Source organism: Brevundimonas aurantiaca, assembly GCF_904830995.1.
GTDB classification, from domain to species: Bacteria; Pseudomonadota; Alphaproteobacteria; order Caulobacterales; family Caulobacteraceae; genus Brevundimonas; species Brevundimonas aurantiaca.
Window position 1 is genome coordinate 1201609 of record NZ_CAJGVD010000001.1, and the last position, 25318, is coordinate 1226926.

At 67.4% G+C, this 25318-nt stretch carries 34 protein-coding genes and 1 other RNA gene; 21 read left to right on the plus strand and 14 right to left on the minus strand.

Annotation, left to right across the window (positions count from 1 at the left end):
* Positions 1-17: 17 nt before the first annotated feature.
* From gcvA to purU, 4 genes are read left to right on the plus strand one after another with little or no spacing between them, the layout of a single operon-like run.
* Positions 18-947, plus strand: coding sequence for a transcriptional regulator GcvA (gene gcvA, locus JMT67_RS06025; RefSeq protein WP_201462965.1), 930 nt, complete (start codon positions 18-20; stop codon positions 945-947).
* 50 nt (positions 948-997) lie between these two features.
* Positions 998-2299: an adenylosuccinate lyase gene (purB, locus tag JMT67_RS06030; protein ID WP_201462966.1), complete on the plus strand. Its 1302-nt coding sequence runs from the start codon at positions 998-1000 to the stop codon at positions 2297-2299.
* On the plus strand, positions 2296-2820 hold the full coding sequence (locus JMT67_RS06035) for a DNA-deoxyinosine glycosylase (protein WP_201462967.1): 525 nt from the start codon (positions 2296-2298) through the stop codon (positions 2818-2820). Before purB ends, JMT67_RS06035 begins: the two co-directional genes overlap by 4 nt.
* Entirely contained in the window at positions 2820-3662 is an 843-nt protein-coding gene (gene purU, locus JMT67_RS06040; protein WP_201462968.1) for a formyltetrahydrofolate deformylase, read from the plus strand. Before JMT67_RS06035 ends, purU begins: the two co-directional genes overlap by 1 nt.
* A gap of 195 nt (positions 3663-3857) precedes the next feature.
* On the opposite strand, the gene JMT67_RS06045 is transcribed toward purU, so the two are convergent.
* Positions 3858-4181, minus strand: coding sequence for a DUF1476 domain-containing protein (locus JMT67_RS06045; protein WP_054767022.1), 324 nt, complete (start codon positions 4179-4181; stop codon positions 3858-3860).
* Positions 4182-4459: 278 nt separating this feature from the next.
* Here JMT67_RS06045 and purC point away from each other — a divergent pair, with 278 nt between their 5' ends.
* The 9 genes from purC to JMT67_RS06090 all read left to right on the plus strand — a co-directional run bounded on the left by purC (position 4460) and on the right by JMT67_RS06090 (position 9674).
* Complete coding sequence (gene purC / locus JMT67_RS06050; protein ID WP_054766400.1) at positions 4460-5218, plus strand: phosphoribosylaminoimidazolesuccinocarboxamide synthase; 759 nt, start codon at positions 4460-4462, stop codon at positions 5216-5218.
* The gene (locus tag JMT67_RS06055) at positions 5218-5421 is read left to right on the plus strand and encodes a hypothetical protein (protein ID WP_183214917.1); all 204 of its coding nucleotides are present in this window, start codon (positions 5218-5220) and stop codon (positions 5419-5421) included. The genes purC and JMT67_RS06055 overlap by 1 nt, the downstream gene beginning before the upstream one ends.
* Positions 5421-5705, plus strand: a complete 285-nt coding sequence (locus tag JMT67_RS06060) for a hypothetical protein (protein ID WP_054766402.1) — start codon at positions 5421-5423, stop codon at positions 5703-5705. Before JMT67_RS06055 ends, JMT67_RS06060 begins: the two co-directional genes overlap by 1 nt.
* Complete coding sequence (gene purS, locus JMT67_RS06065; RefSeq protein WP_191554365.1) at positions 5705-5941, plus strand: phosphoribosylformylglycinamidine synthase subunit PurS; 237 nt, start codon at positions 5705-5707, stop codon at positions 5939-5941. Before JMT67_RS06060 ends, purS begins: the two co-directional genes overlap by 1 nt.
* A 96-nt stretch (positions 5942-6037) precedes the next feature.
* On the plus strand, positions 6038-6517 hold the full coding sequence (locus tag JMT67_RS06070; RefSeq protein ID WP_201462969.1) for a YbhB/YbcL family Raf kinase inhibitor-like protein: 480 nt from the start codon (positions 6038-6040) through the stop codon (positions 6515-6517).
* Between the two features lie 128 nt (positions 6518-6645).
* On the plus strand, positions 6646-7872 hold the full coding sequence (locus JMT67_RS06075; RefSeq protein ID WP_201462970.1) for an MFS transporter: 1227 nt from the start codon (positions 6646-6648) through the stop codon (positions 7870-7872).
* A gap of 25 nt (positions 7873-7897) precedes the next feature.
* Entirely contained in the window at positions 7898-8128 is a 231-nt protein-coding gene (locus JMT67_RS06080; protein ID WP_054766405.1) for a hypothetical protein, read from the plus strand.
* 33 nt (positions 8129-8161) lie between these two features.
* The gene (gene purQ / locus JMT67_RS06085; RefSeq protein ID WP_201462971.1) at positions 8162-8824 is read left to right on the plus strand and encodes a phosphoribosylformylglycinamidine synthase subunit PurQ; all 663 of its coding nucleotides are present in this window, start codon (positions 8162-8164) and stop codon (positions 8822-8824) included.
* A 31-nt stretch (positions 8825-8855) separates the two neighbouring features.
* On the plus strand, positions 8856-9674 hold the full coding sequence (locus JMT67_RS06090) for an energy transducer TonB (RefSeq protein WP_224764395.1): 819 nt from the start codon (positions 8856-8858) through the stop codon (positions 9672-9674).
* Positions 9675-9989: 315 nt separating this feature from the next.
* Here the strand turns inward: JMT67_RS06090 and JMT67_RS06095 are convergent, their stop codons facing one another.
* Positions 9990-10223: a hypothetical protein gene (locus JMT67_RS06095; protein ID WP_182714085.1), complete on the minus strand. Its 234-nt coding sequence runs from the start codon at positions 10221-10223 to the stop codon at positions 9990-9992.
* Positions 10224-10456: 233 nt separating this feature from the next.
* Positions 10457-10870, minus strand: coding sequence for a hypothetical protein (locus JMT67_RS06100; protein WP_201462972.1), 414 nt, complete (start codon positions 10868-10870; stop codon positions 10457-10459).
* 117 nt (positions 10871-10987) lie between these two features.
* Between JMT67_RS06100 and JMT67_RS06105 the strand changes: the two genes are divergently transcribed.
* On the plus strand, positions 10988-11785 hold the full coding sequence (locus tag JMT67_RS06105; protein WP_201462973.1) for a hypothetical protein: 798 nt from the start codon (positions 10988-10990) through the stop codon (positions 11783-11785).
* Here JMT67_RS06105 and JMT67_RS06110 read toward each other — a convergent pair.
* The 4 genes from JMT67_RS06110 to JMT67_RS06125 all read right to left on the minus strand — a co-directional run bounded on the left by JMT67_RS06110 (position 11782) and on the right by JMT67_RS06125 (position 12880).
* The gene (locus tag JMT67_RS06110; protein ID WP_201462974.1) at positions 11782-12015 is read right to left on the minus strand and encodes a Tat pathway signal protein; all 234 of its coding nucleotides are present in this window, start codon (positions 12013-12015) and stop codon (positions 11782-11784) included. The genes JMT67_RS06105 and JMT67_RS06110 overlap by 4 nt on opposite strands.
* A complete protein-coding gene (locus JMT67_RS06115; RefSeq protein WP_201462975.1) occupies positions 12015-12161 on the minus strand; it encodes a hypothetical protein in 147 nt (48 codons plus the stop codon). The genes JMT67_RS06110 and JMT67_RS06115 overlap by 1 nt, the downstream gene beginning before the upstream one ends.
* A 69-nt stretch (positions 12162-12230) precedes the next feature.
* Entirely contained in the window at positions 12231-12620 is a 390-nt protein-coding gene (locus JMT67_RS06120; RefSeq protein ID WP_201462976.1) for a type II toxin-antitoxin system VapC family toxin, read from the minus strand.
* Entirely contained in the window at positions 12620-12880 is a 261-nt protein-coding gene (locus JMT67_RS06125; RefSeq protein ID WP_201462977.1) for a type II toxin-antitoxin system VapB family antitoxin, read from the minus strand. Before JMT67_RS06125 ends, JMT67_RS06120 begins: the two co-directional genes overlap by 1 nt.
* Positions 12881-12947: 67 nt before the next feature.
* Here JMT67_RS06125 and purL point away from each other — a divergent pair, with 67 nt between their 5' ends.
* The 6 genes from purL (at position 12948) to JMT67_RS06155 (ending at position 20204) form a co-directional block, all read left to right on the plus strand.
* Positions 12948-15164 (plus strand): phosphoribosylformylglycinamidine synthase subunit PurL, encoded by a 2217-nt coding sequence (purL, locus tag JMT67_RS06130; protein WP_201462978.1) that lies wholly within the window; start codon positions 12948-12950, stop codon positions 15162-15164.
* 105 nt (positions 15165-15269) lie between these two features.
* Positions 15270-16655, plus strand: a complete 1386-nt coding sequence (locus tag JMT67_RS06135; protein ID WP_233455812.1) for a cytochrome P450 — start codon at positions 15270-15272, stop codon at positions 16653-16655.
* Between the two features lie 171 nt (positions 16656-16826).
* Positions 16827-17834: a glycosyltransferase family 4 protein gene (locus tag JMT67_RS06140; RefSeq protein WP_231681330.1), complete on the plus strand. Its 1008-nt coding sequence runs from the start codon at positions 16827-16829 to the stop codon at positions 17832-17834.
* Between the two features lie 67 nt (positions 17835-17901).
* The gene (locus JMT67_RS06145) at positions 17902-19467 is read left to right on the plus strand and encodes an alkaline phosphatase D family protein (protein ID WP_233455813.1); all 1566 of its coding nucleotides are present in this window, start codon (positions 17902-17904) and stop codon (positions 19465-19467) included.
* Between the two features lie 58 nt (positions 19468-19525).
* Positions 19526-19882 carry a type II toxin-antitoxin system RelE/ParE family toxin gene (locus tag JMT67_RS06150; protein ID WP_201462980.1) on the plus strand — a complete coding sequence of 119 codons (357 nt, stop codon included), beginning with the start codon at positions 19526-19528 and terminating at the stop codon, positions 19880-19882.
* 1 nt (position 19883) lies between these two features.
* The gene (locus JMT67_RS06155; RefSeq protein ID WP_182714043.1) at positions 19884-20204 is read left to right on the plus strand and encodes an XRE family transcriptional regulator; all 321 of its coding nucleotides are present in this window, start codon (positions 19884-19886) and stop codon (positions 20202-20204) included.
* 49 nt (positions 20205-20253) lie between these two features.
* On the opposite strand, the gene JMT67_RS06160 is transcribed toward JMT67_RS06155, so the two are convergent.
* From JMT67_RS06160 to JMT67_RS06190, 7 genes are all read right to left on the minus strand, one after another.
* A complete protein-coding gene (locus tag JMT67_RS06160; protein WP_054766419.1) occupies positions 20254-21075 on the minus strand; it encodes a TIGR00282 family metallophosphoesterase in 822 nt (273 codons plus the stop codon).
* On the minus strand, positions 21072-21494 hold the full coding sequence (locus JMT67_RS06165; RefSeq protein WP_201462981.1) for a type II toxin-antitoxin system VapC family toxin: 423 nt from the start codon (positions 21492-21494) through the stop codon (positions 21072-21074). The genes JMT67_RS06160 and JMT67_RS06165 overlap by 4 nt, the downstream gene beginning before the upstream one ends.
* Positions 21491-21724 (minus strand): type II toxin-antitoxin system VapB family antitoxin, encoded by a 234-nt coding sequence (vapB, locus tag JMT67_RS06170; protein ID WP_221205100.1) that lies wholly within the window; start codon positions 21722-21724, stop codon positions 21491-21493. Before vapB ends, JMT67_RS06165 begins: the two co-directional genes overlap by 4 nt.
* A gap of 46 nt (positions 21725-21770) precedes the next feature.
* The gene (locus tag JMT67_RS06175) at positions 21771-22313 is read right to left on the minus strand and encodes a 5-formyltetrahydrofolate cyclo-ligase (protein ID WP_201462982.1); all 543 of its coding nucleotides are present in this window, start codon (positions 22311-22313) and stop codon (positions 21771-21773) included.
* Between the two features lie 55 nt (positions 22314-22368).
* Positions 22369-22530, minus strand: a non-coding RNA gene (gene ssrS / locus JMT67_RS06180) — 6S RNA.
* Positions 22531-22595: 65 nt separating this feature from the next.
* The gene (locus tag JMT67_RS06185; RefSeq protein WP_054766423.1) at positions 22596-22913 is read right to left on the minus strand and encodes a cell division protein ZapA; all 318 of its coding nucleotides are present in this window, start codon (positions 22911-22913) and stop codon (positions 22596-22598) included.
* Positions 22913-23209: a hypothetical protein gene (locus tag JMT67_RS06190; protein ID WP_054766424.1), complete on the minus strand. Its 297-nt coding sequence runs from the start codon at positions 23207-23209 to the stop codon at positions 22913-22915. Before JMT67_RS06190 ends, JMT67_RS06185 begins: the two co-directional genes overlap by 1 nt.
* Positions 23210-23304: 95 nt before the next feature.
* On the opposite strand from JMT67_RS06190, the gene tkt reads away from it, so the two are divergent.
* The gene (gene tkt / locus JMT67_RS06195) at positions 23305-25296 is read left to right on the plus strand and encodes a transketolase (RefSeq protein ID WP_201462983.1); all 1992 of its coding nucleotides are present in this window, start codon (positions 23305-23307) and stop codon (positions 25294-25296) included.
* Positions 25297-25318 lie beyond the last annotated feature (22 nt).

Genomic DNA, 25318 nt, shown 5'->3' on the forward strand with positions numbered 1-25318 from the left:
TAGGATTTCTAACGGCGATGGCCCGTTCCCTGCTCCCGCTCAACGCCCTGCGCGCGTTCGAGGCCGCCGCGCGTCACCTGAACTTCTCGCGCGCGGCCGACGAACTGGCGGTGACGCCCGGCGCCGTCAGCCAGCAGATCCGCCTGCTGGAGGACATTGTCGGCGGCCCCCTGTTCGTACGCGAGGCGCGCGGTCTCCAGCTGACCGACCTCGGCCGATCCTCGGTCCCCCTGCTGCGTGAGGGGTTCGAGCGGCTGATGGACGCCTCGGCCCTGCTGCGCGAGCCGCCGCGCAGGAAACAGGTGTCGATCAGCATCGCCCCCGGCTTCGCCTCCAAATGGCTGATGCCGCGCATGGACGACTTCCACGCCGCCCATCCCGAGATCGAGCTTTGGATATCGGCCGACATGGAGACTGCCGACCTGACCGAGGGCAAGGTCGATCTCGCCGTCCGCTACGGCCCCGGCGACTACCCCGGCCTGACCGTGGACCGGTTGATGACCGAAACGGTTCTGCCCGTCTGCGCCCCGTCTCTGATGAACGGCGAACATCCGATCCGCATACCCGCCGACCTGATGCGCCACACCCTGCTGCACGACATGTCCAACGACGGCGACCCCAGCCGCCCCGACTGGGCCATGTGGCTGAAGGCGCGCGGCGTGCGCCACCCCGACCCGCGCCGGGGCTCGCGCTTCAACCAGTCCAGCCTGCTGATCGAGGCCGCCGCTTCCGGCCGCGGCGTCGCCCTGGCCAAACGCACCCTGGCCCAGGCCGACCTGGCCTCGGGCCGTCTGGTCGCCCCCTTCCCCGACGGCTCGGAAGCGGTCGGCTTCGCCTATTACGTCGTCCAGCCCCGCGACCGCCCGCCCTCGCCCAGCGCCACCGCCTTCGTCGCCTGGCTGAAGCGGCAGGCCGTCGATCACGACAATACGATGGGACAGCTTTAGAGCACCGCAAACCTTGACTCCGACGGCGGCCGGACCGACACGACCGCCCCATGATCACGCGCTATTCCCGCCCCGACGCCGCCGCCATCTGGTCGCAAGAGACCAAGTACAAGATCTGGTTCGAGATCGAGGCCCATGCGGCGACCAAGATGGCCGAACTGGGCGTCATCCCCCAGCAGGCCGCCGACGCCATCTGGGCCAAGGGCAAGGACGCGACCTTTGACGCCGACCGCATCGACGAGATCGAGCGCACCACCAAACACGACGTCATCGCCTTCCTGACCCACGTCGCCGAGATCGTCGGCGAAGAGGCGCGTTTCCTGCACCAGGGCATGACCTCGTCGGACGTGCTGGACACCTGTTTCGCGGTCCAGCTGGCCCGGTCGTCGGACCTGCTGATCGAAGGCGTCGATCGCGTCCTGGCCGCGCTGGAAACCCGCGCCAAGGAGCATAAGTACACCCCGACCGTCGGCCGCAGCCACGGCATCCACGCCGAGCCCGTGACCTTCGGCCTGAAGCTCGCCGGCTATCACGCCGAGTTCCAGCGCGCCAAACGCCGCCTGATCACGGCCAAGGAAGAGATCGCCACCTGCGCCATTTCCGGCGCCGTCGGCACCTTCGCCAATGTCGATCCCGCCGTCGAAGCCTATGTGGCCGAACAGATGGGGCTCCAGGTCGAGCCGGTCTCGACCCAGGTCATCCCGCGCGACCGCCACGCCGCCTTCTTCGCCGCCCTGGGCGTGGTCGCCTCTTCGGTCGAGCGTCTGGCGGTCGAGATCCGCCACCTGCAACGCACCGAGGTGCTGGAGGCCGAGGAATTCTTCGACAAGGGTCAGAAGGGCTCGTCGGCCATGCCGCACAAGCGCAACCCCATCCTGACCGAAAACCTGACCGGCTTGGCCCGTCTGGTCCGCTCAGCCGTGACCCCGGCGATGGAAAACGTCGCCCTGTGGCACGAGCGGGACATCAGCCATTCCTCGGTCGAACGCGGCATCGGTCCCGACGCCACCATCCATCTTGACTTCGCCCTGCAACGCCTGGCCGGCGTGATCGAGCGGCTGAACATCTATCCCGAGAACATGCAGAAGAACCTCGACCGCCTGGGCGGTCTGGTGCACTCGCAACGGGTCATGCTGGCCCTGACCCAGGCCGGCGTCTCGCGCGAGGCGGCCTATGCCGCCGTGCAGGAGAACGCCATGAAGGTCTGGCGCGGCGAGGGCGCCTTCCTGGACTTCCTCAAGGCCGACGAGCGCGTCACCCTGCCCCACGATCAGCTCGAAGCCCTGTTCGACCTCGGCTATCACACCAAGAATGTGGACGTGGTGTTCAGGCGGGTGTTCGGCGAGGGGTGAGCCCCGAACCGCAAGACGACCGCCGCATCGGCTTTGCTCCCGTCGTCGATGCGGACACCCGCCTGCTGATCCTCGGCAGCCTGCCGGGCGACGCCTCGCTGAAGGCGGCGCAATATTACGCCCATCCGCGCAACGGCTTCTGGCCTTTGATCGGCGGCGTGCTGGACGAGCCCCTGGCCGCCCTGCCCTACCCCGACCGCCTGGAGCGGTTGAAGGCGCGCGGCGTCGGCCTGTGGGACGTAATCGCCTCGGCCCGGCGATCCGGCAGTCTGGACGCGGCGATCAAGTCGCCCGAGGCCGCCGATCTGCGCGGTCTGATCCAGGACCTCCCCGAACTGCGCGCCGTCGCCTTCAACGGCGGTCTGGCGGCCAAGCTGGGTCGGCGGATCCTGGCCGACCTCGCCGGCCTCGCCCTGGTCGATCTGCCGTCGTCCAGCCCCGCCCATGCAATATCCTTGTCGGCAAAGGCGGAAACCTGGGCCATACTCGGCAAGTTTCTCCCGGATAAGCCTGCCGTCTGATGATCCTGACCCTCTCCTGCCCCGACCGCCACGGCATTGTGGCGGCCGTGTCCGCCTTCCTGCTGGAGCGGGACGCCAACATCTCCGACGCCCAGCAGTTCGGCGACGCCGCCGGCGCCACCTTCTTCATGCGTGTGGTGTTCGAACCGCGCGAAGGCGACGACCCGGCCGCGATCCGCACCGCCTTCGCCCCTCTGGCTGGGCGATTCGACATGGACTGGACCCTGAGGGGGCCGGAACCGCGCAAGGTGATGATTCTGACTTCGCGCTTCGACCATTGCCTGGCGGACCTGCTGTACCGCTGGCGGATCGACGAACTGCCCATGGATGTGACGGCGGTCGTTTCGAACCATCCGCGCGAGATGATCGGCCACGTCGATCTGGGCGACCTGCCCTTCCATCACCTGCCCGTCAGCGCCGCCGACAGGCCGGCCCAGGAGGCCCAGCTTCTGCGCCTGATCGAGGAGACCGGCACGGAGCTGGTCGTTCTGGCCCGCTACATGCAGATTCTGTCCGACGATCTCAGCGGTCGGCTGGCGGGGCGCTGCATCAACATCCACCACTCCTTCCTGCCCGGCTTCAAGGGCGCCCGCCCCTATCACCAGGCCCATGCGCGCGGGGTGAAGGTGATCGGCGCCACGGCCCACTATGTCACCGCCGATCTGGATGAAGGTCCGATCATCGAACAGGACGTGGAGCGAATCAGCCACCGCGACACGCCGGACGACCTGATCCGCAAAGGGCGGGACATCGAACGCCGGGTTCTCGCCCGCGCAGTCCGCCGCCATCTGGAGGACCGGGTTCTGCTGCACGGCGCCAAGACCGTCGTGTTCGAGGACTGAACCCCGCGCTCAAAAATAATTTTGCTGCGGACCGGTCCGCGCCGAAACCAAAGGCGCGTTGCCGTGTTCTTCAGGGGCGCGAGACGCACAGTAAGCCGGGTGAGACATCCCCCAACGTCCCCGGCAAAAAGAAAGGGCCGCACTTTCCCCCGGGTGCGGCCCTTTCGACGTCTGAAGGCCCGAAGGCCGAAAGTCCTATTCGCCGGCGCGAATCTGTTCGCGGGCGATCGAGGCCAGTTCGTCGATCTTGGAGCGGATTTCGCCCTCCGAGACCGTCAGGCCCGAGGCCTTGAAGTCGCCGGCGACCTTGCGGAACACGTCTTCGTCGCCCGGCTGCTCCATGTCGGCGCGCACGATGGCGGCGGCGTACTGGTCCGCGCTGTCGGCCGACAGGCCCATCTTCTCGGCCGCCCACAGGCCCAGCATCTTGTTGCGCCGGGCGATGGCCTTGAATTCCTGCTCCTGATCGAGGGCGAACTTGGCCTCAAAGCCCTTTTCCCGATCGTCGAACGTCGTCATGTCGCTCAGCAAGCTCCGCACACCCCTGACCTCGGGGCAAGCGCCGTCTATAGCCCGCCCGCGCCCGAACGCAACATGGCTTGCGTAGACCTTGGTCCTGTTGCGGCGTCGCACGCGGCGTTCATTTGTGTCGAGGGCCGCCTTCCGCTAAGGAGACGCCGAACGAGATTGACTGCCCGAACGATTCCAAAACGCGCCGCCAGGACCGGGTCTTCCCCTTTCCACCATGGCCGCGCGATTTTTGTTTCTGGAGGGCGCCCGTAAGCCGGGACCGGAATATGAACAGCAAACGCAAGAAGATCTACGAGGGCAAGGCCAAGATCCTGTACGAAGGGCCCGAGCCCGGCACCCTGATCCAGTACTTCAAGGACGACGCCACCGCCTTCAACGCCCAGAAGAAGGCCGTTCTCGAAGGCAAGGGCGTGGTCAACAACCAGATCAGCGAATTCATCATGTCGCGCCTGAACGGCATCGGCGTGACCAACCACTTCATCAAACGCCTGAACCTGCGCGAGCAGCTGATCCGCGAAGTCGAGATCATTCCGCTGGAAGTCGTCTGCCGCAACATCGTCGCCGGCTCGATGAGCCAGCGTCTGGGCATCGAGGAAGGCACGCCCCTGCCCCGCTCGATCATCGAATTCTACTACAAGAAGGACGAGCTCAACGACCCGATGGTCACCGAAGAGCACATCACCGCCTTCAACTGGGCCTCGACCCAGGAACTGGACGACATCCTGGCGATGACGGTTCGGGTCAACGACTATCTGTCAGGTCTGTTCAGCGCGGTCGGCATCACCCTGGTCGATTTCAAGATCGAGTTCGGCCGCATCTGGGAGAACGACTTCAGCCGCGTCATCCTGGCCGACGAGATCAGCCCCGATTCCTGCCGCCTGTGGGACTCCTCGACCGGCGAGAAGATGGACAAGGACCGCTTCCGCCGCGACCTGGGCAATGTCATCGAAAGCTACACCGAAGTCGCCCGTCGCCTGGGCATCATGAAGGGCATGCCGACGGTGATCCAGGGCGGCCTGCACTGATGATTGACGTCGCGGAAGAGGGCGGCGAGTTCCGACGGTCCATTGACCTGGCCGGAACCAGCCGCTTTCGCCGCATCGCGGGCGTCGGGCCGGTCTATGAAGTGACCGCCATTGTCGGGGACCGCATCAGGGCCTGTCTAATCGACAGCGACGAAGCCTTCGACTATCCGCTGGCCGACGCCGAAAACGACCCCCTGGCCTGATGTTCGCCATTTCCTTCGATCTGGACCTCAACGAGACGACCGCTATCCATCCCGCCGGGGTGAGGCAGGCGTATCGCGAGATCGAACGGACGCTGAAACGCTATGATTTCCACCGCGTCCAACAGAGCGTCTATCTCACTGAGATCCCGGACCTCGCTAATCTGACTCTGGCCATGACCGCCCTCAAGGCTCTGCCCTGGTTCCCCCAATGCGTGAAGGACGTTCGCGGCTTCCGCGTCGAGAACTGGTCCGACTTCACTCCCTTCATGAAAGGCAACGGCTGATGGCCAAAATCAAGGTTCACGTCTTCCTCAAGCCCGGCGTTCTGGACGTCCAGGGCAAGGCCGTCGAAGGGGCTCTGCAGGGTCTGGGCTGGTCGGGCGTGTCCAACGCCCGCGTCGGCAAGCTGATCGAGTTCGACCTGGACGGCGTCGAGGATCCGCAAGGCGAGGCCAAGAAGATGTGCGAGCAGCTGCTCGCCAATACGGTGATCGAAGGCTACCGTATCGAGGCGGCTTGAAGCATTCGGCCTCTTCCGCGCGAAGGTGCGGAAGAGGCGCTTGCATCCATACAGCGGACTCCTAGTTAAGCTAACGGCTTGAACGACGGAGCACCTATGCCCTTCACCCTCACCTCCACCGACATTCAGGACGGCGGCGTCCTGCCCGACGCCCAGGTTCACGCCAAGGGCAACACCTCGCCCCACCTCGCCTGGTCGGGCGCGCCGGACGGGACGAAGAGCTACGCCGTCACCTGCTATGATCCCGATGCCCCCACCGGCTCCGGCTTCTGGCACTGGACGGTCGCCAACATCCCCGCCGCTGTGACCGAACTGGCGACCGGCGCCGGCTCGCCCGGCGGTCAGTTGCCGACCAGCGCCGTCCAGGGCCGCACCGACTACGGCAAGGTCGGCTTCGGCGGCGCCGCCCCGCCGCCCGGCCACGGCCCGCACCGCTATGTCTTCACCGTCTTCGCCGTGGACGTGGAGCGGCTGGACGTCACCGCCGACGATTCCGGCGCGGTGTTCGGCTTCAACCTGCATTTCCACACCCTGGCCAAGGCCTCGATCACCGCGACCTATGAGAACCTGGGCTGAGCCCGCCCCTCGGCGGCCGCGCCGCAACCTTATGTGATCGACGATCATTTCCAGCGGGTTGAAGCCTGAGAGGGGCCGCCTATGTTGCAGCGCAACACCCCTCCCCTCTCTCGTTCCAGGATTTTCGAATGGCCGTCTCCGGCGCCGTGGCCGACACTGACGTCGCCGTAAGACCCATGGCTGCGGGCCGTGTGGCCCTGATCCTGATCGCCCTGGCCATGGGCGGTTTCGCCATCGGCGTGACCGAGTTCGCGGCCATGAGCATCCTGCCGGACTTCGCCGCCGGCCTGGGCGTCGACGCCCCCACGGCCGGCCATGTGATCAGCGCCTATGCCGCCGGCGTGGTGGTCGGGGCGCCCATCCTGGCGGTGCTGGGCGCGCGCAGCCCCCGCTGGCTGCTGCTTATCGGCTTCATGGCCCTGTTCGCCGTCGGCAACGGCCTGTCGGCCATGGCGCCCACCTATGAATGGATGCTGGTCTTCCGCTTCCTCAGCGGCGTGCCCCACGGCGCCTATTTCGGCGTGGCGGCCCTGGTCGCCGCCTCCATCGTGCCGCTTCACCTGCGCACCCGCGCCGTCTCGACCATTCTGATGGGGCTGACGGTCGCCACCGTCATCGGCGTCCCCTTCGCCAATCTGGTCAGCCACGCCTTCGGCTGGCGCTGGACCTTCGCCATCGTCAGCGTCCTGGCCGTGATCACCATGGGGTTGGTCGCCCTGTTCGCCCCGCGCGACCCCGCCCATGCCGACGCCAGCCCCTTGCGCGAACTGGGCGCCCTGAAGCGGAGCCAGGTCTGGCTGACGCTCGGCGTCGGCGCGATCGGCTTCGGCGGCATGTTCTGCGTCTACGCCTATCTGGCTTCGACGCTTCAGGCGGTGACCGGCGTGGGGCCGGAGATCCTGCCTTGGGTCTTCGCCGTCTTCGGCGTCGGCATGTTCCTGGGCAATATTCTGGGGGCCTGGGCGGCCGACCGGATCGGCTTTCCGGCGGCGGGCGGCCTGCTGCTGTGGAGCGCCGCCGCCCTGGCCCTCTATCCGTTGGCCGCGCCTCACCTGTGGGCCGTCATGGTCGTGGTCTTTCTGATCGGCGGCGGCGGCGGCCTGGGCTCGGTGCTTCAGACCCGTCTGATGGACGTCGCCGGCGACGCCCAGACCCTGGCTGCGGCCTTGAACCACTCGGCCTTCAACACCGCCAATGCGCTGGGCCCGCTTCTCGGCGGTCTGGCCATCGCCGCCGGCTACGGCTGGACCTCGACCGGCTGGGTCGGCATGGGCCTGTCCCTGGGCGGGTTTGCAATCTTCGTGATCGCCTGGTTGGCGGGGCGCAAATGTGCTGCGTCGGAGCGTTTGGCGTAACCACAGTTTATGGTAGTATGGGCGTATGGCGGACGTCACCAATGACCTCATCTACGAAGTGCTGAAGTCGATGCAGACGCGCCTGGATCGGATCGACGGCAACATCGCCGACGTGAAGGGCGAACTTCAGGCCATGCGCCTCCACCTCAACGGCCTGAACCAAGACGTCTCCAACCTCTATCAGATCGTTGATCGTCAGGACGCCCGTCTCGGCCGGATCGAGACCCGCCTCGGACTTCTTGAACCCGCGCACTGACATTTGCTGAAAACGGTGCTAGAGGCCCGCGCCATGAGCGCAGCCGTCATCGTCTTCCCCGGTTCCAACTGTGATCGCGACTGCAAGGTCGCCGTCGAACGCTCCACCGGCGAGCCCGTCTCGATGGTCTGGCACGCCGAGACCGAACTGCCCCAGGGCCTGGACCTGATCGTCATTCCCGGCGGCTTCTCCTACGGCGACTATCTGCGCTGCGGCGCCATGGCGGCCCAGTCGCCGGTGATGCAGGCCGTGAAGAAGGCGGCGGACGACGGCGTGGCCGTGGTCGGCATCTGCAACGGCTTCCAGATCCTGTGCGAGGCCGGCCTGCTGCCCGGCGCCCTCTTGCGCAACAAGGGCCTGAAATACGTCTGCAAACCCATCAGCCTGACCGTCGCCAACGGCCAGACCCGGTTCACCGCCGGCTATCAGGGCCAGCGCGAAGTGATCATGACCCAGGGCAACGGCGACGGAAACTTCTTCGCCGACGCCGAGACCCTGGCCCGGATCGAGGGCGAGGGCCAGGTGGTCTTCCGCTACGTCGACAACCCCAACGGCTCGGTCAACGACATCGCCGGCATCCAGAATGCGCGCGGCAATGTGCTCGGCATGATGCCCCACCCCGACCGCGCCTTTGAGGCCGAACTGGGCTCCGCCGACGGCGCGGTTCTGTTCCAGAGCATCTACGCGGCGGCTTGACGGCAATCATGCGTTGAGGCGGAGTGGGGTTATGAAAGCCCTCCTCCCCGCCCTCGCCGTTTCCGCCCTCTTGGCCGGCGCCGTCTCCGCGAAGGCGCAGGACGCGCCGCCGCCCCAAGAAGACTGGGTGTTGACCTCCATTCCCGAGCGAAAGGCCACCCTGGCCCTTGCTGAATTCACTTCGGGCGTCACCCTGGTCGCCCGATGCATCGACGGGGCCTACGACCTTTTCATCACCGGCCTGCCCGAGGCCCCCGCACGCGCCACGACGCGCGATCTTGGGCTTTCGGTCGGAGAAGATGCGGCTCTTAAAACCACCGTCTGGACCGTGGGAGAGGATCGCACGACGGCTTTCAGCCGTCTGCCGGCCATGGTGGCGCGCCAATTGGCGGAAGGCGGCGAGCTCCAGATCGTCGCCCAAGGCCCCGACCACCGACGCTACCGCTTCATCATGGCCCTCAACCCGTCCAGCACCGCCCTTGAGCAGACCTTGACCGCCTGCGGTCGGCCTCTGATCGATCCCCGCGACAAGGACACGGAGGGCGACGGGCGAGAAACGCTTCCTGCGCTCGCGCGATGGGAAATCGTTCCCAGACCCCGGTTCCCGGCCCCTGTCGGCGGCCGATCGCCGACGGAAGGTTACGCCGTCCTGTCCTGCGGCGCTGAAAACGACGGTCGGCTGGTGAACTGCCAAATCGAAAGCGAATGGCCGCGAGGTTACGGCCTGGGGCGAGAAGCCTTGCGCTCGGTGGATCGGGCGCGGCTCCGCCTCAATGACGAGGCGGCAGCCGCAGGCCGGCGCCTGGAAGACGGGATAATCGTCTTCTCCATCAACTTCAGGATGGATTAGGACTCACGGTCGCCAGCCCCCCTTTGAGGGCTGGGGCTTAGAAGAACCAAGGTTCTCTCGCGCTCGTGACCCGTGATGATCGCGTTCTTGGCTAACCTGAACGTGCATCAGCGTCTCGGGGGTGATCATGGCGACTATTCTCGATCCACCGCCCCAGGCGGTGCTGGACGACCTCCAGCGGCTGAACGCCCTGGGACGCCGTGGGGTCCAAGATGGCCGGCGACAGTCTGCTGATGGCGACCTGGAACATCCGCGCCTTAGGCGTGAAAGAGGGCGGCGCCCGCGCCCCCCGCGTTCATCCTCGGCAAGGTGGGATCAGCCCGCGTCGTCCACGCCCTGAACCGCCAGGTTCTCATCCAAAGCATCGTCGCCGTCCTCGATCACCGAGACGCCGTTCTCGAGTTCGGGGTCTTCATCGGCGGTGTTGACGCCGCCTGGCTCGCGCTGGGCGGCCAGTTCGCGGGCGCCGACGCCCTGACCGTTTTCGATGGCGCGGTTGGCGGCGACTTCATCGGTTTCGAAATGCGGGGTTTCGGTCTGATCGGCCATGTCGCCTCTCCAGTTGGAACTGGACTGACAACCGGCCGCACGGCCGCCGGTTCCTGACGTCGGTGCAATTCTCAGATGGAACCCTCGGCGCTTCAACGGCTTGCAGAAGCCCCAACCCAAACGACCCGCCGCTGCGGCAAGCGGGCGTATGGTTCAGGGGGTCTTTGACGGAGTCGGCGCCGGTTTCGGACACATCGGACACATCGGACACATCGGACACATCGGACAGTGTTTTAGGGGGCGCCCCGTCGCGTCAAGGGCTCCAGACTGGCGCGGGACAAGGGCCGGAAGGTCAGGAACCGCCCGCCCACGCTCAAGGTCGCCTCATAGGCCTGGGGCCTTTGCAGCAGGGCGGGATCGTCCGCCGCCGCCGCCCGGCCGGAGGCGATCTCGCGCGCGTCCATCGGCGGGACGACCGGTCGCCCGTTGGCGTTCGCCAGGGCCGCCATGAAGCGCCGCACGGCCAGGGCCTGCTGCGGCGGCGTCAGGGCCGCGCGCACCTCGGCCCAGGCCGCCTCGGCCGAGGCGTTCAGAACCAGCGCGGGCGCGGCCTGGGCCTGGGCCTGGCCCAGGGCCGGGTCGCTTCCCCACGCCCCGAGAAGCAGAACGGCCAGGCCGGCGCAGGCGTGAAGGCGGCAACGGATCATCCGGCGACACCAGCATGGGCCGTCCCTCTCTCGCAAGCTTCACATTTTCAACCCAGGCCGGTGAACCTTCCGTCCCCGTGGGGCGTACAGAGCGCTGAACCGTGAAGTGGAACCCCCATGTCTTCGATCCTTCGCCCCACGCCCGCTCAGCGCACCCGTCGCCTGGTGGTCCTGGCCGCCGCCGTCTTCGCCGTGGTCGTCCCCCTGGTTCAGAACCTGGCCGGGCTGGGCCTGACCCAAGCCGAGTTCGCCGCTGAAGGGAACCAGACCCTGCGGGTCGCCGGCTACGCCTTTTCGATCTGGGGCCTGATCTATCTGGGGCTTCTGGCCTACGCCGTGCGTCAGGTTCTCCCCCAGACAGGCGAGAGCGTCCTGATCAACCGGATGGGCTGGCCCTCCGCCGTGGCCTTCTTCGGCCTGGGTCTCTGGATCATCGTGGCGGCCCTGAACCTGAAGGCGGCCAGCGTCGTCATCATCTTCGCCACCCTGATCGCCCTCTTGGCGCCGATGCTGGCCCTGTCGGGCGAGGTGCGGCGGCTCGCCCGCTTCGATCGCGACCGGCTGCTGCTGGTCTGGCCCCTCGCCGCCCTGGCCGGCTGGCTGACGGTGGCGGCGCCGCTGAATCTGATCACCACCCTCACCGCCTTCGACGCCCTGCCCGCCGCCCTGTCGCCGACGGCATGGGCGGTGCTTGCCATCGTCGCCACGACAGGGGTCGCCCTGGCGGTGACGGCGGCGCTGCGGACCCTGGCCTATCCCCTCCCGACGGCCTGGGGCCTCCTGGGCGCCTTCGTCGCGGAACAGGCGGAAAAGCCGGCGGTGGCCTTCACGGCCCTGGCCGGCGCCGTGATCCTGCTCGTCGGCGGCGTCCTTCTCGTGTTCCGCCTCAAGCCTGGAGTCGAACGCGCCGCCTAGGTCGAGGTCGAGGGCGGAACCGCCTTGCCCGCCCCCACGTCAAAGGCGCCGTCCTCGTCATAGCCGACGCTGCCGACGCCGGTCGCCTCTCCGGTCATCCGCTGGCGGCGGCTGGCCAGGGCCGCCTCCGGCGCCGCCGCATCCATCTTCCGCGTCGTTTCGGGATCGTTGGACCGGTCCATCTGCTGGTGCTCGGCGGGGCTGGGCTTGGTCAGATCGTGGGAGGCCATCAGATGCCCTCCCCGTCTTCCTCGGTCTCCTCGACCTCCTTTTGCGCCTCTTCGGCCATGGCGGAGGCGCCGGCGTCGTCGGCGGCGATCTCGGCCCGGTCTTCGTCTTCAGGTGTGGCGGCGGGGTCTATCGGGGTGTCGGTCATGCGGATGCTCCTTTGTCGCCAGGAGACAATGGCGCGGCGCCCGACCCGTTCCGTCCGTCCTTCCCTGGCTCAGATCACGGCCGCGACATCGGTCCTGCCGAAGTCCTCTCCCTTGAACAGCAAGGGTTCGCCCCTGCTGCGGCTCAGCGCATAGGCGAAACAGTCGCCATAGTTCAGCCGCGCCAGATGCCGCCCTTTGCCGAACCGCACCATGGCTTCGCACGCGATCCGCATCTGCGCCAGGTCGACCGGAACCAGATCCAGCCCATAGTCGGCGTGCAGCCGGGCCGCCACAGGCCTCGCGTCCATTCCGAGCCGCGCGCTGAGCACAGCAGTCAACTCGACCCAGGTCGCGACACTGACCATACGAGTTTCTGCGGCCCGAATTCGCTCGTCGAAATGCGAAGCTTCCGGCTCGCCCAGTACGATAGCGACGAACACCGAGGTGTCGATGACCATCAGCGCGGAAGCCCGTGCTCGTCGTACATTTCGTCGTCGATTTCCCGAAGAGACCGGCCATCGCCGGGCGGCAAGGTCCGCAGATAGGCGAACAGCGCCTCGCGCTTCGTCGCCCGCTCCGCCGCCGCCTCGTCGGCGGTCAGTTCCCGCCAGGTCTTGTCCAGGGCGATGTCGATCGCCTCAGTCAGACTGACCCCCAGCCGCTCGGCGACGGCGCGGGCCTTGCGCTCCGTCTCGGCGCGCTTGATGCTGAGGCCCATTCTAGAACTCCCAAAATGCTGTCTAGAATGTAGCCTATCGGCCCTTCACCCGCTAGAAGCGCCGCCCATGACCGCTCCTCAAAAGACCATGGCCGAACTGGCCGCCGAATACGGCCTGGCCCCGAACGAATATCAGGTCGTCCTCGACCGGCTGGGCCGCGAGCCTAATCAGGTGGAACTGGGCGTCTTCTCGGTCATGTGGTCCGAGCACTGCTCCTACAAGTCCTCCAAGATCCACCTGGGCAAGTTCCCCACCACCGGCGAGCGCGTCATCTGCGGTCCGGGCGAGAACGCGGGCGTGATCGACATCGACGACGGCGACGCCTGCATCTTCAAGATGGAGAGCCACAACCACCCCTCCTATATCGAACCCTACCAGGGCGCGGCGACGGGCGTGGGCGGCATCATGCGCGACGTCTTCACCATGGGCGCCCGGCCGGTGGCCCTGCTGAACGCCCTGCGCTTCGGCGATCCGTCGCATGAAAAGACCAAACGCCTGGTCAAGGGCGTGGTCTCCGGCATCGGCGGCTACGGCAACTGCGTCGGCGTGCCGACCGTGGCGGGCGAGACCAACTTCCACGCCGGCTACAACGGCAACATCCTGGTCAACGCCATGTGCGTCGGCCTGGCCAAGGCCGACAGCATCTTCTATTCGGCCGCCCCCTCGGCGGGCCTGTCGGTGGTCTATTTCGGCTCCAAGACCGGCCGCGACGGCATCCACGGCGCCACCATGTCCTCGGCCGAGTTCGACGATGAGTCGGAATCGAAACGCCCTACCGTCCAGGTCGGCGATCCCTTCGCCGAAAAGCTGCTGATCGAGGCGACCCTCGAACTGATGGCCTCGGGCGCCGTCGCCGCCATCCAGGACATGGGCGCGGCCGGCCTGACCTCCTCCTCGGTCGAGATGGCCGGCAAGGGCGGTGTCGGCATCGAGCTGAACATGGACGCCGTGCCCCAGCGCGAAGAGGGCATGACCGCCTATGAGATGATGCTGTCGGAAAGTCAGGAGCGCATGCTGGCGGTCCTGAAGCCCGGCCGCGAGGAAGACGGCTATCGCATCTTCCAGAAGTGGGGCCTGGACGCCGCGGTGATCGGGTTCACCACCGACACCGGCCGACTGGTGCTGAAGCATCACGGCGAGACGGTCTGCGACGTGCCGCTCGCCCCCCTGTTCGACGACGCCCCCCTGTACGACCGCCCCTGGGTCCAGCCCGCGCTGCAGCCGAAGCTGAACCACGCCGATATCCCCGCGCCCGACAACTGGGCCGATGCGGTGATGAAGGTCGTCGCCTGCCCCGACATGGCCTCCAAGCGCTGGATCTGGGAACAGTACGACCGCCACGTCATGGCCGACACGCTTCAGGACTCGGCCACCGGCGCCGACGCCGGCGTGGTCCGCGTCCACGGCACCGACAAGGGCCTGGCCGTCACCTCGGACTGCACCCCCCGCTACGTCCAGAACGACCCCTACGAGGGCGGCAAACAGGCGGTGGCCGAGGCTTGGCGCAACCTGACCGCCGTCGGCTCGCGCCCCATCGCCATCACCGACAATCTGAACTTCGGCAATCCGCAGCGCCCCGAGATCATGGGCCAGATCGTCCGCGCCATCGACGGCATGGCCGAGGCCTGCCGCGAACTGTCCTTCCCCGTCGTCTCGGGCAATGTCAGCCTCTATAACGAGACCAACGGCGTCGCCATTCCGCCCACCCCGACCGTGGGCGCCGTGGGCCTGCTGCCCAACTATGACGTGGTGACGGGCTTCTCCGGCATGGCCGAGGGCGATGCGCTCGTCCTGATCGGCCAGACCGTCGGCGAACTGGGCGCGTCCCTCTATCTGCGCGAGGTGCTGGGCCGCGAGGACGGCGCCCCGCCGCCCGTCGATCTGAAGCTCGAAAAGAAGACCGGCGACTTCGTCCGCGACCTGATCGAGGCCGGCGACCTGACCGTGGTCCACGACCTGTCCGACGGCGGCCTGATCGGCGCCGCCGCCGATCTGGTTCTGGCCTCCGACGTCGGCGTGACCCTGGACGCCTCCAGCGCCGCCCACGCCCACATCTTCCTGTTCGGAGAGGACCAGGCCCGTTATCTGGTCGCCGTCCCCGACGCCGACGCCCTGATCGCCAAGGCCCAGGCCGCCGGCCTGCACGCCTCCGTCGTCGGCCACGCCGGTGGCGACGCCTTCGCCTCTCGCGGCGACAAGGGTGAACTGTTCAGCATTCCCGTCGCCCACCTGCGTGAATGGCACGAGGGCTGGATGCCGGGCTGGCTCGGCGACGCGGCCTGAGCCGTCTGGACTAGCCGGGTTACAAACGGATAAGGGCCGTCGCACGGCGGCCCTTGTTCAGCCTCGACCGGACCCCAAGTCTAGGGCCTCACTGGAGGCATGGACATGACCCTGGCTGCCGACGCCGTCTTCCGCCCCGCCATTCCGCCCCGTCGCACGGGCGGCCCGCTGTCCCTGCTGCCCTTCCTGTGGATCAGCTGGCGCGATCCGATCCGCATGTGGTCCGAGCGGCATTTCACCGAGCCGCAGCTGTACGGAAACAGCGCCTTCGGCGAGATCCTGGTGGTCAGCCACCCCGAGGGCGTCCGCCACGTCCTGACAGAAAATGCATCAAGCTATGTGAAGGGCGACCTGCAACGCCGCGTCCTCGGTCCCATGCTGGCCGAGGGCCTGCTGCTGACCGAGGGGGACGCCTGGCGTCGAGTCCGGCGCATCCTGGCGCCGCTTTTCACCCCCGCAAAGATGGCCACCCTGAACGCCCGTATGGCGGAGGTTTGTCAGGCGCGCGTCGCCGGCTGGTCCCTGTCTGCGCGCGGCCGGGTGCTGGATATCGACAGCGAGATGTCCGGCCTGACCTTCGACATCCTGTCGGCCACCATGTTCTCCGACGACCTGGGCGGCGAGGCCCGCGGCTTCGAGCGCGCCCTGAATCAGTTCCTGGCCAATGGGGCCCGCATCGATCCGCTGGACGTGCTGGGCGCGCCGGACTGGGCGCCCCGTCTGGGTCGTCTGGCCAGTTTCGGTTCGGCCCGCTTCTTCGAACAGCGCGTCCCCCGCTTGGTCGAGGCCCGCCGCGCCCGCATCGAGGCTGGGGACATGCCGCCCCAAGACCTGCTCAGCGCCCTGCTGCTGGCCCGCGACGAGAACGGCGGTCCCGGCCTGTCGGACGATGAGGTCGCCGCCAACATCCTGACCTTCATTTTGGCGGGGCATGAGACCACGGCCCGCGCCCTGGGCTGGACGCTGCACCTGCTGTCGCGCCAGCCTGAGTACATGGCCCGGCTCCAGGCCGAGGCCGAGGCCTTCGACGTCTCCGATCCGCAATGGGCCGAGGCCCTGCCCTGGACCCGCGCCGTGCTGGACGAGACCATGCGCCTGTTTCCGCCCGCCCCGACCATGGCCCGTAAGGCCCTGGCCGACGACGAGATCGGCGGTCAGCCGATCAAGGCCGGCGCCACCGTCATCATCTCGCCGTGGATTCTGCAACGCCACAGCCTGCTGTGGGACGACCCTGACGCCTTCAGGCCGGAGCGCTTCCTGCCCCAAAACCGCAAGTCCATCGACCGCTACGCCTACATCCCCTTCAGCGCCGGTCCCCGCGTCTGCATCGGCGCCGCCTTCGCCATTCAGGAGGCGGTGATCGCCCTGGCCTCCATCCTGCGCGCCGCCGAGGTTGAGCCGATCACGACCATCGAACCCCGCCCCGTGCACCAGATCACCCTGCGCAGTCGCGAACCGATGCGACTTCGGCTGCGGATGCGCCGAGGCTGAAGAATTCACGCGACGGAATTCGCCGCCCGGCGCGTTAAACACAGGTGTCGCCGACCGGGCGCCATTGTTCAGCTTGCCATCAGCTTCAGGACGACCGCGCTGCGAACCGCCATTCTGCTGCCGCCGGGTTCGCTCTTCTCCGAAGCGCGCCCCAACTCCATGGAGACGGTCGTGCGGACGCTCGCCCGCTGCGATCATGATCCAGACACCCGAATTCTCTGCCAGGAGGGCGCCCAGGACCACAACGCCTCCCGCGTGATCGCCCTTCCACGACGCAACACCCAACAGAGTCTGTTCGACGCCCTGCGCGCGCTTCAGCCGGAACTGATCGAACACCATCAGCAGGTGAAACAGGCCCTGGCCGTGTCGGCGCGTTTCCCCCAGGCGGTGCATGTCCTTTATCGACACAATGCATTGAAGCCCGCGCGCCGGTGGTTTGATCGGTGGCGCTACGCCTTGCGCTACAGCCGGATGGACGGCTTCATCTTCGTCAGCCAGGCGGAGAAGACGGCCTTCGCCCGGACCTATCCGCAGTTGGCCGATCGCGCCCACGCCGTGCCCAATCCCATCGACGCCGGCGCCTGGCTGGCGCCGCCGGAAGATCGCCAGCCGATCATCGCCTTCGCCGGACGGGCCATGCCGGAAAAGGGATTGGACGTCCTGTGCGCCGCCTTGCCGGCCGTGCTGGACAGCCACCCGACCTGGCGCGCGGTCCTGATGTTGAACGACTGGGCCGCGCACGCGGACTGGGCCGCCCCGCACCTCACGCCGCTTCAGCGGTTTGGCCCCCGGGTCGCCGTCCTGCGGTCCGCCCCGCTGGACCAGGTGCGCGAACAGATGAAATCCGCCGCCATCGCCGTGACGCCCTCGACCTGGGACGAGCCCTTCGGTTTGACGGCGGTGGAAGCCCATGCGGCGGGCGCCGCCCTTATATCATCGGGGCGCGGCGGCCTTCGCGAAGCCAGCGGCGACCACGCCCACTATCTGGAGGCCGTGACCCCCCGGCATCTGGTCGCGGCGTTGGACGCCTTGATCCGGGAGCCGAACCGCCGCCTGGCCCTGGCCCGCGCGGCCCAGCACTATGTGCTCAAGACCCACACGCCCGAAAGGCGCGCCGCTGAACTGGCCCAGGTGCGCCGCCAGTTGGTCGAAAGCCGGAAACGCCGAGACGCGGCCTGACGCCCCCCGCAGTCGGAAGACCTGTCACATTGTAGGGATAAGGGCGACGAAAACTCAGGATGCGCCGATGACCCGCCTCGCTCTTTCCCGCCGTTCCATGCTTGCGGCTTTCGGCGGCGGCCTGGCCCTGTCGCCGACCGGCCCCGCCCTGGCCCAGGCCGTGTTCGATGTGAACCCCTTCCGGCTGGGCGTGACGGCGGGCGACCCGCTCCCGGACGGCTTCGTCATCTGGACGCGCCTGGCCCCCGACCCGCTCGCCTACGGCTCCGGCATGCCCAAGGCGCCCGTCGCCGTGAAGTGGGAGGTCGCCGCCGACCGTGGCTTCAACACCGTCGTCCGTTTCGGCGAGGCGATCGCCCGGCCCGAGCTGGGCCATTCCGTCCATGTCGAGGTCGAGGGGCTGGAGCCCGCCCGTCCCTATTTCTACCGCTTCCAGTGCGGGACCGAGCGTAGCGGCGTCGGGCGCGCCAAGACCGCCTCCCTGGCCGGCGCCTCCGTCTCGGCCGTCCGCTTCGGCGTCGCCGGCTGCCAAGCCTATGAACAGGGCTATTACACCGCCCACCGCAAGATGGCGGAAGAGGAGCTGGATTTCATCTTCTGCTACGGCGACTACATCTATGAGGGTCGCGCCAACCCCATCTATCAGTCGGGCGCCGGCCCCCAGGACAACACCCGCGTCCACCTGGGCGGCGAAATCTACAGCCTGGACGACTATCGCCGCCGCTATTCCCAGTACACGATGGATGCAGACCTTCAGGCCTCGCGCGCCTCGGCTGCCTGGTTCTGCACCTATGACGATCACGAGGTGGACAACAACTGGGTCGGCGACATTGATCAGGACGGCACGCCGCCTGAGGTCTTCCTGCTGCGTCGCGCCGCCGCCATGCAGGCCTTCTACGAGTTCATGCCGATGCGGAAATCGGCCTTCCCGCGCGGCGCGGGCATGCAGGCCTATCGCCGGGCCCAGTACGGCGACCTGCTGGACGTGGCCTTCCTGGACACCCGCCAGTATCGCACGGACCAGCCCTGCAATGACCGCTTCAACGCCAACTGCCCCGGCATAGAGGCGACGACGGCCCAGGTTCTGGGCGACGCTCAGGAAGCCTGGCTGCTGACCAACCTCGACCGTTCCAAGGCCCGATGGAAGGCCCTGGCTCAGCAGGTCATGATGATGGACCTGAACCGCAACACCTCCGGCGGCCAGGGGGTCAACACCGACAGCTGGGCCGGCTATCGCGTGCCGCGCAACCGGCTGCTGAGCCACATCCGCGACCGCCGCATCGACAATGTCGTGGTCCTGACCGGCGACGAGCATCAGAACTATGCGGGCGGTCTGTGGCTTGACGGCAGCCAGCCCGAGGGCGCCCCCATCGCGGTCGAGTTCGTCGGCACCTCGATCAGCTCGCGCGGCGACGGATCGGACCGCGGCGCCGACTACGACCGGTTTATGGCCGTCAATCCCCAGCTGAAGTTCCGCAACTCCCAGCGCGGCTATGTGGTCTGTGAAGCCACGCCGACCGTCTGGACCACTCAATTCAAGGTTTTGGACAAGGTGTCGGACCGCTCGGGCGTGCTGACGACCCGCCAGACCTTCGCGATCGAGGCGGGATCGAACACGCTGACGCCGGCGTGATGACCTCACATAGGCTGGAGCCTATGGACAGGATATAGCCTCTCAGCTATATAGCGACATGCCATGGGCCGTCAGCAACCATGATGAGTTCGACCCAGAGTTCGACGCCCTCCCAGTCGAAGTCCAGGACGAGCTATTGGCGATGACGGCGCTGTTGGAAGTCTATGGGCCCCGGCTGGGCCGCCCCCATGCCGACACCCTGGCAGGGTCAAGGCACGCCAACATGAAGGAACTTCGGTTCAAGGCGGCCGACGGGGTCTGGCGGGTTGCGTTCGCATTTGATCCGGAGCGGCAGGCCATCCTGCTGGTCGCCGGCGACAAGGCAGGCGTGGCCCAGAAGCGATTCTACAAAGGCCTTATCGCCAAGGCAGACAGCCGGTTCACCAGCCACTTGAGGGCGCTGAAGGAGACATAAGATGGGTCGCACGCGCGAAGAGATCATGGCTGCGCTGCCCGAGGCCCGCCGGGCGCGCATCGACGCCCGCGCCGCCGAACTCGTGGGCGAAGTAGAAGGCCTGAAGGCGTTGCGCGAGCTCGCCGAACGCAGCCAGGAGCAGATCGCTCAGGCGCTTGGAGTAAAGCAGCCTTCGGTGCTCAAGATGGAACGCCAAGCCGATCTCTACCTGTCCACTCTGCGCCGGTTCGTCGAGGCGGCCGGCGGCACCCTTGAACTGCGCGTCGAACTGCCCGGAAAGGGCGTCCTTCACCTCACGGGCATGGGCGACATCAGCCACTGAGATAGGATCCGCCTCGGCCAGGAGAGTGCGGCGACTTCTCCCGTGCGGATCAGAGAACCGGCACCGCCTGGCTCAACCGCCCGCCGACCCGGATCGGCTCGACCCGCGTCGCCAGCCCCGTCCGGTCGTCCGTCTCCACGAAGACGCCGCACACGGTGGCCGGCCCGGACGCAGGCGTATAGCGCCCGCCCGAAATGCGGGTGGTGAAGCGGCGCAGCGGCTCTTCCTTTTCGTTGCCGATCACGCTGTCATAGTCGCAGCAGCCGCCGGCGTCGGTCTGATAGGCCGTGCCGCCGGGCAGTATCTGACAGTCGGCGGTCGGGACGTGGGTATGGGTGCCGACCACCAGGCTGGCGCGCCCGTCGCAGAAATGGCCCATGGCCATCTTCTCGCTGGTCGCCTCGCAGTGCATGTCGACGATGACCGCGTCGGCCACGGCCCCCAGGGGCGCCGCCGCCAGCTCGCGTTCCACCGCCCCGAACGGATCGTCCATCGGGTCCATATGCACCCGGCCCAGCACATTCATCACCAAGACGGTGCGGCCCGTGTCGGTCTCGAACAGATTGGCCCCGGCGCCCGGCGCATCCATCAGCCGCGGATAGTTGGCCGGCCGGATCAGACGCGGCTCGCGCACGATATAGGTCAGGGCCTCGCGCTGGTCCCACGAGTGATTGCCCAGGGTCAGGCAGTCCGCCCCCGCCATGAACAGCTCACGCGCCGTATTCTCGGTAATGCCGAAGCCGCCCGCGGCGTTCTCGGCGTTCACCACCACGAAGTCCAGCTTCAGGTCGCGCTTCAGGCCCGGAAGATGATCGCTGATCCCGTCACGGCCGGACTTGCCGATAACGTCGCCGAAAAACGCCAATCTCATTCGTGTACGCCTTTACCAACATCCGACCAGTCCTCGACCCTTAGGCCGGCAACGCGCTCGAACTCGCCAGTGTTGCGGGTGACGACGGTCAGCCCCCGACTGCGAGCATGACCCGCAATCTGATAGTCATAAGGTCCGATGGGGCGACCGCGACGCTCCAGATCCGCACGGATAGCCGCCGTATGCCGGGCCGCATCTTCGTCGAAAGCAAGAATGTCCAGCCGCGCGAGGAACGACTCCAGCCGTTCGGCGCGACGAGAGTCCGCGAGCTTGTTGGGTCCAACCGCCAGTTCCATGACGACCACCGTCGATACATGAAGCGGCTCGTGCTCAGACCTCAGACGCGCATTCAACGCAGCGCTGCGGCCCCGCAGGATTTCGATACAGATGCTGGTGTCCAGCATATAGCCGGTGCTCACCAGTCCTCCCGCTTCTGCATCTCGGGCTGGTCGCGATCCGGCCAATCCGAAATGCCGGGCTGGTCGAGAAAGTCATCCCACAGCGCATCCACCGGCACCAGGCGCAGGCTCTTGCCCTCCTTGATGACGCGAAGCTCCTTCACGTCATCGGGAAAAGCCACGGCCTTGGGCAGTCGCACGGCCTGCGAGCGATTGGACTTGAAGACCGTAGCTTTCAGCGGGGCGCTCATGGCCTCCCTATCGGCTTGCTGCACGGATATGTCAATGGCATATCCCTCAGAACGCCTGATACCCCGCCTCGGTCAGCACGCCGTGCAGCCGCATGTCGTGCGCCTCCAGGCTCAGCGCCTCCACCGCCTGCCCCGCATAGGCGAAGCCCACCCGGATCACATCGGGCCGGGCCGCAAAGGTGCGGTCGTAGAAGCCGCCGCCCTGCCCCAGCCGGCCGCCGGACGCATCGAAGGCCAGTAGCGGCGTAATGATCAGGTCCGGCTCCACCAACTCGGCCAGCGGCAGGGGCGCGGGACAGCCGGCGGCGTCCAGCTCCAGCGGCTCGCCCGGCGACCAGGCGCGGAAGACCATGGGCGCGTCCCGCTCCAGCACCACCGGAAGGCACAGCCGCCGCCCCGCCGCCTCCAGCGCGACAGCCAGGGCCCCGGTGTCCAACTCAGACCCCATGGCGCGATAGAGGGCGACGACCGCCCCCTGCGGCAGGGCGTCGATGTGGTCGGCGGCGCGTTGGGCGGCGGTCGGATCGGTCCAGGCCAGGGCCTTGCGCCGCGCCCGGGCGGCGGACCGGAGTTCATGCTTGTCGAACATGGGTGCGCTCGGCTGGCGCGCGTCTCACGCGCAGGGCGAAGAAGGGGAGGGGGTTGGCGGCGCCGCAAGAACCGTGAAGGACGTTTAAATCCTCTCGAACCTGGGTAGCCAGGTGGGCTCCATATGCCCAGGCCCTCGAGCCCGGACAGGGACAGATCCCTTCGAGTGAATTAAGGTCGCGAGGAAATGTTGCCTCCGACGTGAGCCGCAGCAGGACCCGCCTTCGCACAAGATAGGGCCTGCGCCCCGCCTTCTCAAGCGGTGTAATCCGATCAGCCGCCTTCAGATGGATTGGGCGATCTTCTCGATCCGGGCTGCAACCGCATTCAGCGCCTCAGCGACGCCGTCACGGGTGGGCGCCGGGTCGCCCGTCGGGGCCGGCGCTCCGCCGCCGTTCAGTCGGGCCTCATGCAGCTCATCCGCCAGGATCAGAGCCGACATCAGGAAAAGCCGCAGATCCCCCACATGGCCGACGTCCTGGGCCACCTGGCGCACCTGGTTGTCGAACTGTTTGGCCAGGATGCGGACCCGCTCCTCCTGTCCGTCGGCGCAGCCCACCGCATAGGGGCGACCGTTCACCTCCACCGTCACCGTCGCCATCAGTCGGCCTCGCCTTCGATTTCATCGCGAGCCTGACGTTCGCCCTGGACCAGCACCTCTCGCACGGCCTCGGCCGCCCGCCCCAAGGCTTCAGACGCCTCGCGCCCCGCAGCCTCCAGTTCGGCCAGGCGTGCGGCGTCCGCCGCCCCGTTCGCATCGCTGCGGGGCGCGAACAGATCGTCGTCGGCGATCGGCGGCGCCGAAGCCGGTCGGGCCTTCAGCGCCAGGATCTTGCGTTCCAGTTCGGCCAGGGCCCGGTCGATACGGGCCCGTGCGGCCGTGGTGGCGTCTGCCATCGGTCGCTCCTTCAAATTGCGTATAGAACCCGAGGACGCGCCGGGGTAAAGCGGCGCGCCTCTGAATTTCCGTTCCCGCCGAAAGGTCTCGCCTCGTGAACGACGTCAAATCCGCCCCCAAGGCCACGCCCCAGCAGATGGCCAACGCCATCCGCGTCCTCGCCATGGACGGAGTCGAAAAGGCCAAGTCGGGCCACCCCGGCATGCCGATGGGCATGGCCGATGTCGCCACGGTGCTGTTTTCGAAGTTTCTGAAGTTCGACGCGAGCCGCCCCGACTGGGCCGACCGCGACCGTTTCATCCTGTCGGCCGGCCACGGCTCGATGCTGATCTACGCGCTTCTGCACCTGACCGGCTACAAGGCCGCGACCAAGGAAGAGCTGTCGAACTTCCGTCAGTGGGGCTCCAAGACCGCCGGCCACCCTGAGTACGGCCATATGCCCGGCGTCGAGGTCACCACCGGCCCCCTGGGTCAGGGCCTGGCCACCTCGGTCGGTTTCGCCATGGCCGAGCGTCACCTCGCCGCCAAATATGGCGAGGACCTGGTCGATCACCGCACCTGGGTCATCGCCGGCGACGGCTGCCTTATGGAAGGCGTCAGCCAAGAGGCCATCGCCCTGGCCGGCCGCTACCGTCTGAACAAACTCACCGTCCTGTGGGACGACAATGAGATCACCATCGACGGCAAGGTCTCCCTGTCGGACGCCACCGACCAGAAGGCCCGCTTCAAGGCCGCCGGCTGGGCGGTCAAGGCCATCGACGGCCATGACATGGACGCCATCAAGTCCGCCCTCAAATGGGCGACGCGCCAGGACAAACCGACCCTGATCGCCTGCAAGACCAAGATCGGCAAGGGCGCCGCCACCATGGAAGGCAGCCACAAGACCCACGGCGCCGCCCTGGGCGCCGCCGAGATCGCCGCCACCCGCCTGGGCCTGGCCTGGGATCACGAACCCTTCGAAATGCCCCAGACCATCGCCGACGCCTGGGCCAAGGTCGGGCGTCGCGGCGCCAAGGACCGCAAGAAGTGGGAGGCCCGCCTCGCCGCCTCGCCCCAGGCCGCCGATTTCACCCGCGCCATGAAGGGCGACCTGCCCGAGGGCGCCTTCGACGCCCTGAACGCCAAGATCGCCGAACTGATCGAAACCCAGCCCGCCCAGGCCACGCGCCAGTCCTCGGGCGCCGCCCTGGACCAGGTCTTCGCCGCCATCCCCGAACTGGTCGGCGGCTCGGCCGACCTGACCGGCTCGAACAACACCTTCGTCGCCGGCACCCCCATCTTCGACCAGCCCGCCTATGAGGGCCGCTACGTCAACTGGGGCATCCGCGAGTTCGGCATGGCCGCCGCCATGAACGGCCTGGCCCTGCACGGCGGGATCATTCCTTACGGCGGCACCTTCATGGTCTTCTCGGACTACAGCCGCCCGGCCATCCGTCTGGGCGCCCTGATGGGGGTCCGCGCCATCCACGTCCTGACGCACGACTCGATCGGCCTGGGCGAGGACGGCCCGACCCACCAGCCGGTCGAACATCTGGCGGCGCTTCGCGCCATCCCGAACCTGAACGTCTTCCGCCCCGCCGACACGGTCGAGGCCATGGAGTGCTGGCAGATCGCCCTGCAGGCCAAGACCACCCCCTCGGCCATGGCCCTGTCGCGCCAGAAGACCCCGGCAGTGCGCACGGTCGCAGCGACGGAAAACCTGTCCGCCAAGGGCGCCTATGAGATCAAGGCGGCCTCGGGCGAGGCCAAGGCCACCCTGTTCGGCACGGGCACGGAACTGGCCCTGGCCCTGAAGGCGGCCGAAGCCCTGGAAGCCGAAGGCGTGCCGACCCGCGTCGTCTCCGTCCCCTGTTTCGAACTGTTCGAGCAGCAGGACGCCGCCTACCAGGCCTCGGTCATCGGCCGCGGCACGGTGCGTGTCGCCGTCGAGGCCGCGATCAAGCAAGGCTGGGAGCGGTTCATCGGCGAAGACGGCGCCTTCGTCGGCATGACCGGCTTCGGCGCCTCCGCCCCCGCCGAAGTCCTCTACGACAAGTTCGGCGTCACCGCCGACGCCGTCGTCGCAGCGGTGAAGGCGCGGCTGTAAAACCATGCCCTTCTCCCGTTGG

Excerpts from the sequence above, each read along its gene's own strand:
- JMT67_RS06135 (WP_233455812.1), top strand. The coding sequence starts at position 15,270 with ATGACCCTGGCTGCCGACGCCGTCTTCCGCCCCGCCATTCCGCCCCGT.
- purQ (WP_201462971.1), top strand. The coding sequence starts at position 8,162 with ATGAGCGCAGCCGTCATCGTCTTCCCCGGTTCCAACTGTGATCGCGAC.
- purC (WP_054766400.1), top strand. The coding sequence starts at position 4,460 with ATGAACAGCAAACGCAAGAAGATCTACGAGGGCAAGGCCAAGATCCTG.
- JMT67_RS06125 (WP_201462977.1), bottom strand. The coding sequence starts at position 12,880 with ATGGGCCTCAGCATCAAGCGCGCCGAGACGGAGCGCAAGGCCCGCGCC.
- JMT67_RS06100 (WP_201462972.1), bottom strand. The coding sequence starts at position 10,870 with ATGATCCGTTGCCGCCTTCACGCCTGCGCCGGCCTGGCCGTTCTGCTT.
- purS (WP_191554365.1), top strand. The coding sequence starts at position 5,705 with ATGGCCAAAATCAAGGTTCACGTCTTCCTCAAGCCCGGCGTTCTGGAC.
- JMT67_RS06120 (WP_201462976.1), bottom strand. The coding sequence starts at position 12,620 with ATGGTCATCGACACCTCGGTGTTCGTCGCTATCGTACTGGGCGAGCCG.
- JMT67_RS06175 (WP_201462982.1), bottom strand. The coding sequence starts at position 22,313 with ATGTTCGACAAGCATGAACTCCGGTCCGCCGCCCGGGCGCGGCGCAAG.
- JMT67_RS06080 (WP_054766405.1), top strand. The coding sequence starts at position 7,898 with ATGGCGGACGTCACCAATGACCTCATCTACGAAGTGCTGAAGTCGATG.
- JMT67_RS06110 (WP_201462974.1), bottom strand. The coding sequence starts at position 12,015 with ATGGCCTCCCACGATCTGACCAAGCCCAGCCCCGCCGAGCACCAGCAG.
- JMT67_RS06060 (WP_054766402.1), top strand. The coding sequence starts at position 5,421 with ATGTTCGCCATTTCCTTCGATCTGGACCTCAACGAGACGACCGCTATC.
- JMT67_RS06185 (WP_054766423.1), bottom strand. The coding sequence starts at position 22,913 with ATGGCGACGGTGACGGTGGAGGTGAACGGTCGCCCCTATGCGGTGGGC.
- JMT67_RS06045 (WP_054767022.1), bottom strand. The coding sequence starts at position 4,181 with ATGACGACGTTCGACGATCGGGAAAAGGGCTTTGAGGCCAAGTTCGCC.
- purB (WP_201462966.1), top strand. The coding sequence starts at position 998 with ATGATCACGCGCTATTCCCGCCCCGACGCCGCCGCCATCTGGTCGCAA.
- JMT67_RS06055 (WP_183214917.1), top strand. The coding sequence starts at position 5,218 with ATGATTGACGTCGCGGAAGAGGGCGGCGAGTTCCGACGGTCCATTGAC.
- JMT67_RS06115 (WP_201462975.1), bottom strand. The coding sequence starts at position 12,161 with ATGACCGACACCCCGATAGACCCCGCCGCCACACCTGAAGACGAAGAC.
- JMT67_RS06075 (WP_201462970.1), top strand. The coding sequence starts at position 6,646 with ATGGCCGTCTCCGGCGCCGTGGCCGACACTGACGTCGCCGTAAGACCC.
- purU (WP_201462968.1), top strand. The coding sequence starts at position 2,820 with ATGATCCTGACCCTCTCCTGCCCCGACCGCCACGGCATTGTGGCGGCC.
- JMT67_RS06155 (WP_182714043.1), top strand. The coding sequence starts at position 19,884 with ATGGGTCGCACGCGCGAAGAGATCATGGCTGCGCTGCCCGAGGCCCGC.
- vapB (WP_221205100.1), bottom strand. The coding sequence starts at position 21,724 with ATGAGCGCCCCGCTGAAAGCTACGGTCTTCAAGTCCAATCGCTCGCAG.
- JMT67_RS06070 (WP_201462969.1), top strand. The coding sequence starts at position 6,038 with ATGCCCTTCACCCTCACCTCCACCGACATTCAGGACGGCGGCGTCCTG.
- purL (WP_201462978.1), top strand. The coding sequence starts at position 12,948 with ATGACCGCTCCTCAAAAGACCATGGCCGAACTGGCCGCCGAATACGGC.
- JMT67_RS06190 (WP_054766424.1), bottom strand. The coding sequence starts at position 23,209 with ATGGCAGACGCCACCACGGCCGCACGGGCCCGTATCGACCGGGCCCTG.
- JMT67_RS06105 (WP_201462973.1), top strand. The coding sequence starts at position 10,988 with ATGTCTTCGATCCTTCGCCCCACGCCCGCTCAGCGCACCCGTCGCCTG.
- JMT67_RS06160 (WP_054766419.1), bottom strand. The coding sequence starts at position 21,075 with ATGAGATTGGCGTTTTTCGGCGACGTTATCGGCAAGTCCGGCCGTGAC.
- JMT67_RS06095 (WP_182714085.1), bottom strand. The coding sequence starts at position 10,223 with ATGGCCGATCAGACCGAAACCCCGCATTTCGAAACCGATGAAGTCGCC.
- JMT67_RS06090 (WP_224764395.1), top strand. The coding sequence starts at position 8,856 with ATGAAAGCCCTCCTCCCCGCCCTCGCCGTTTCCGCCCTCTTGGCCGGC.
- gcvA (WP_201462965.1), top strand. The coding sequence starts at position 18 with ATGGCCCGTTCCCTGCTCCCGCTCAACGCCCTGCGCGCGTTCGAGGCC.
- JMT67_RS06150 (WP_201462980.1), top strand. The coding sequence starts at position 19,526 with ATGCCATGGGCCGTCAGCAACCATGATGAGTTCGACCCAGAGTTCGAC.
- JMT67_RS06145 (WP_233455813.1), top strand. The coding sequence starts at position 17,902 with ATGACCCGCCTCGCTCTTTCCCGCCGTTCCATGCTTGCGGCTTTCGGC.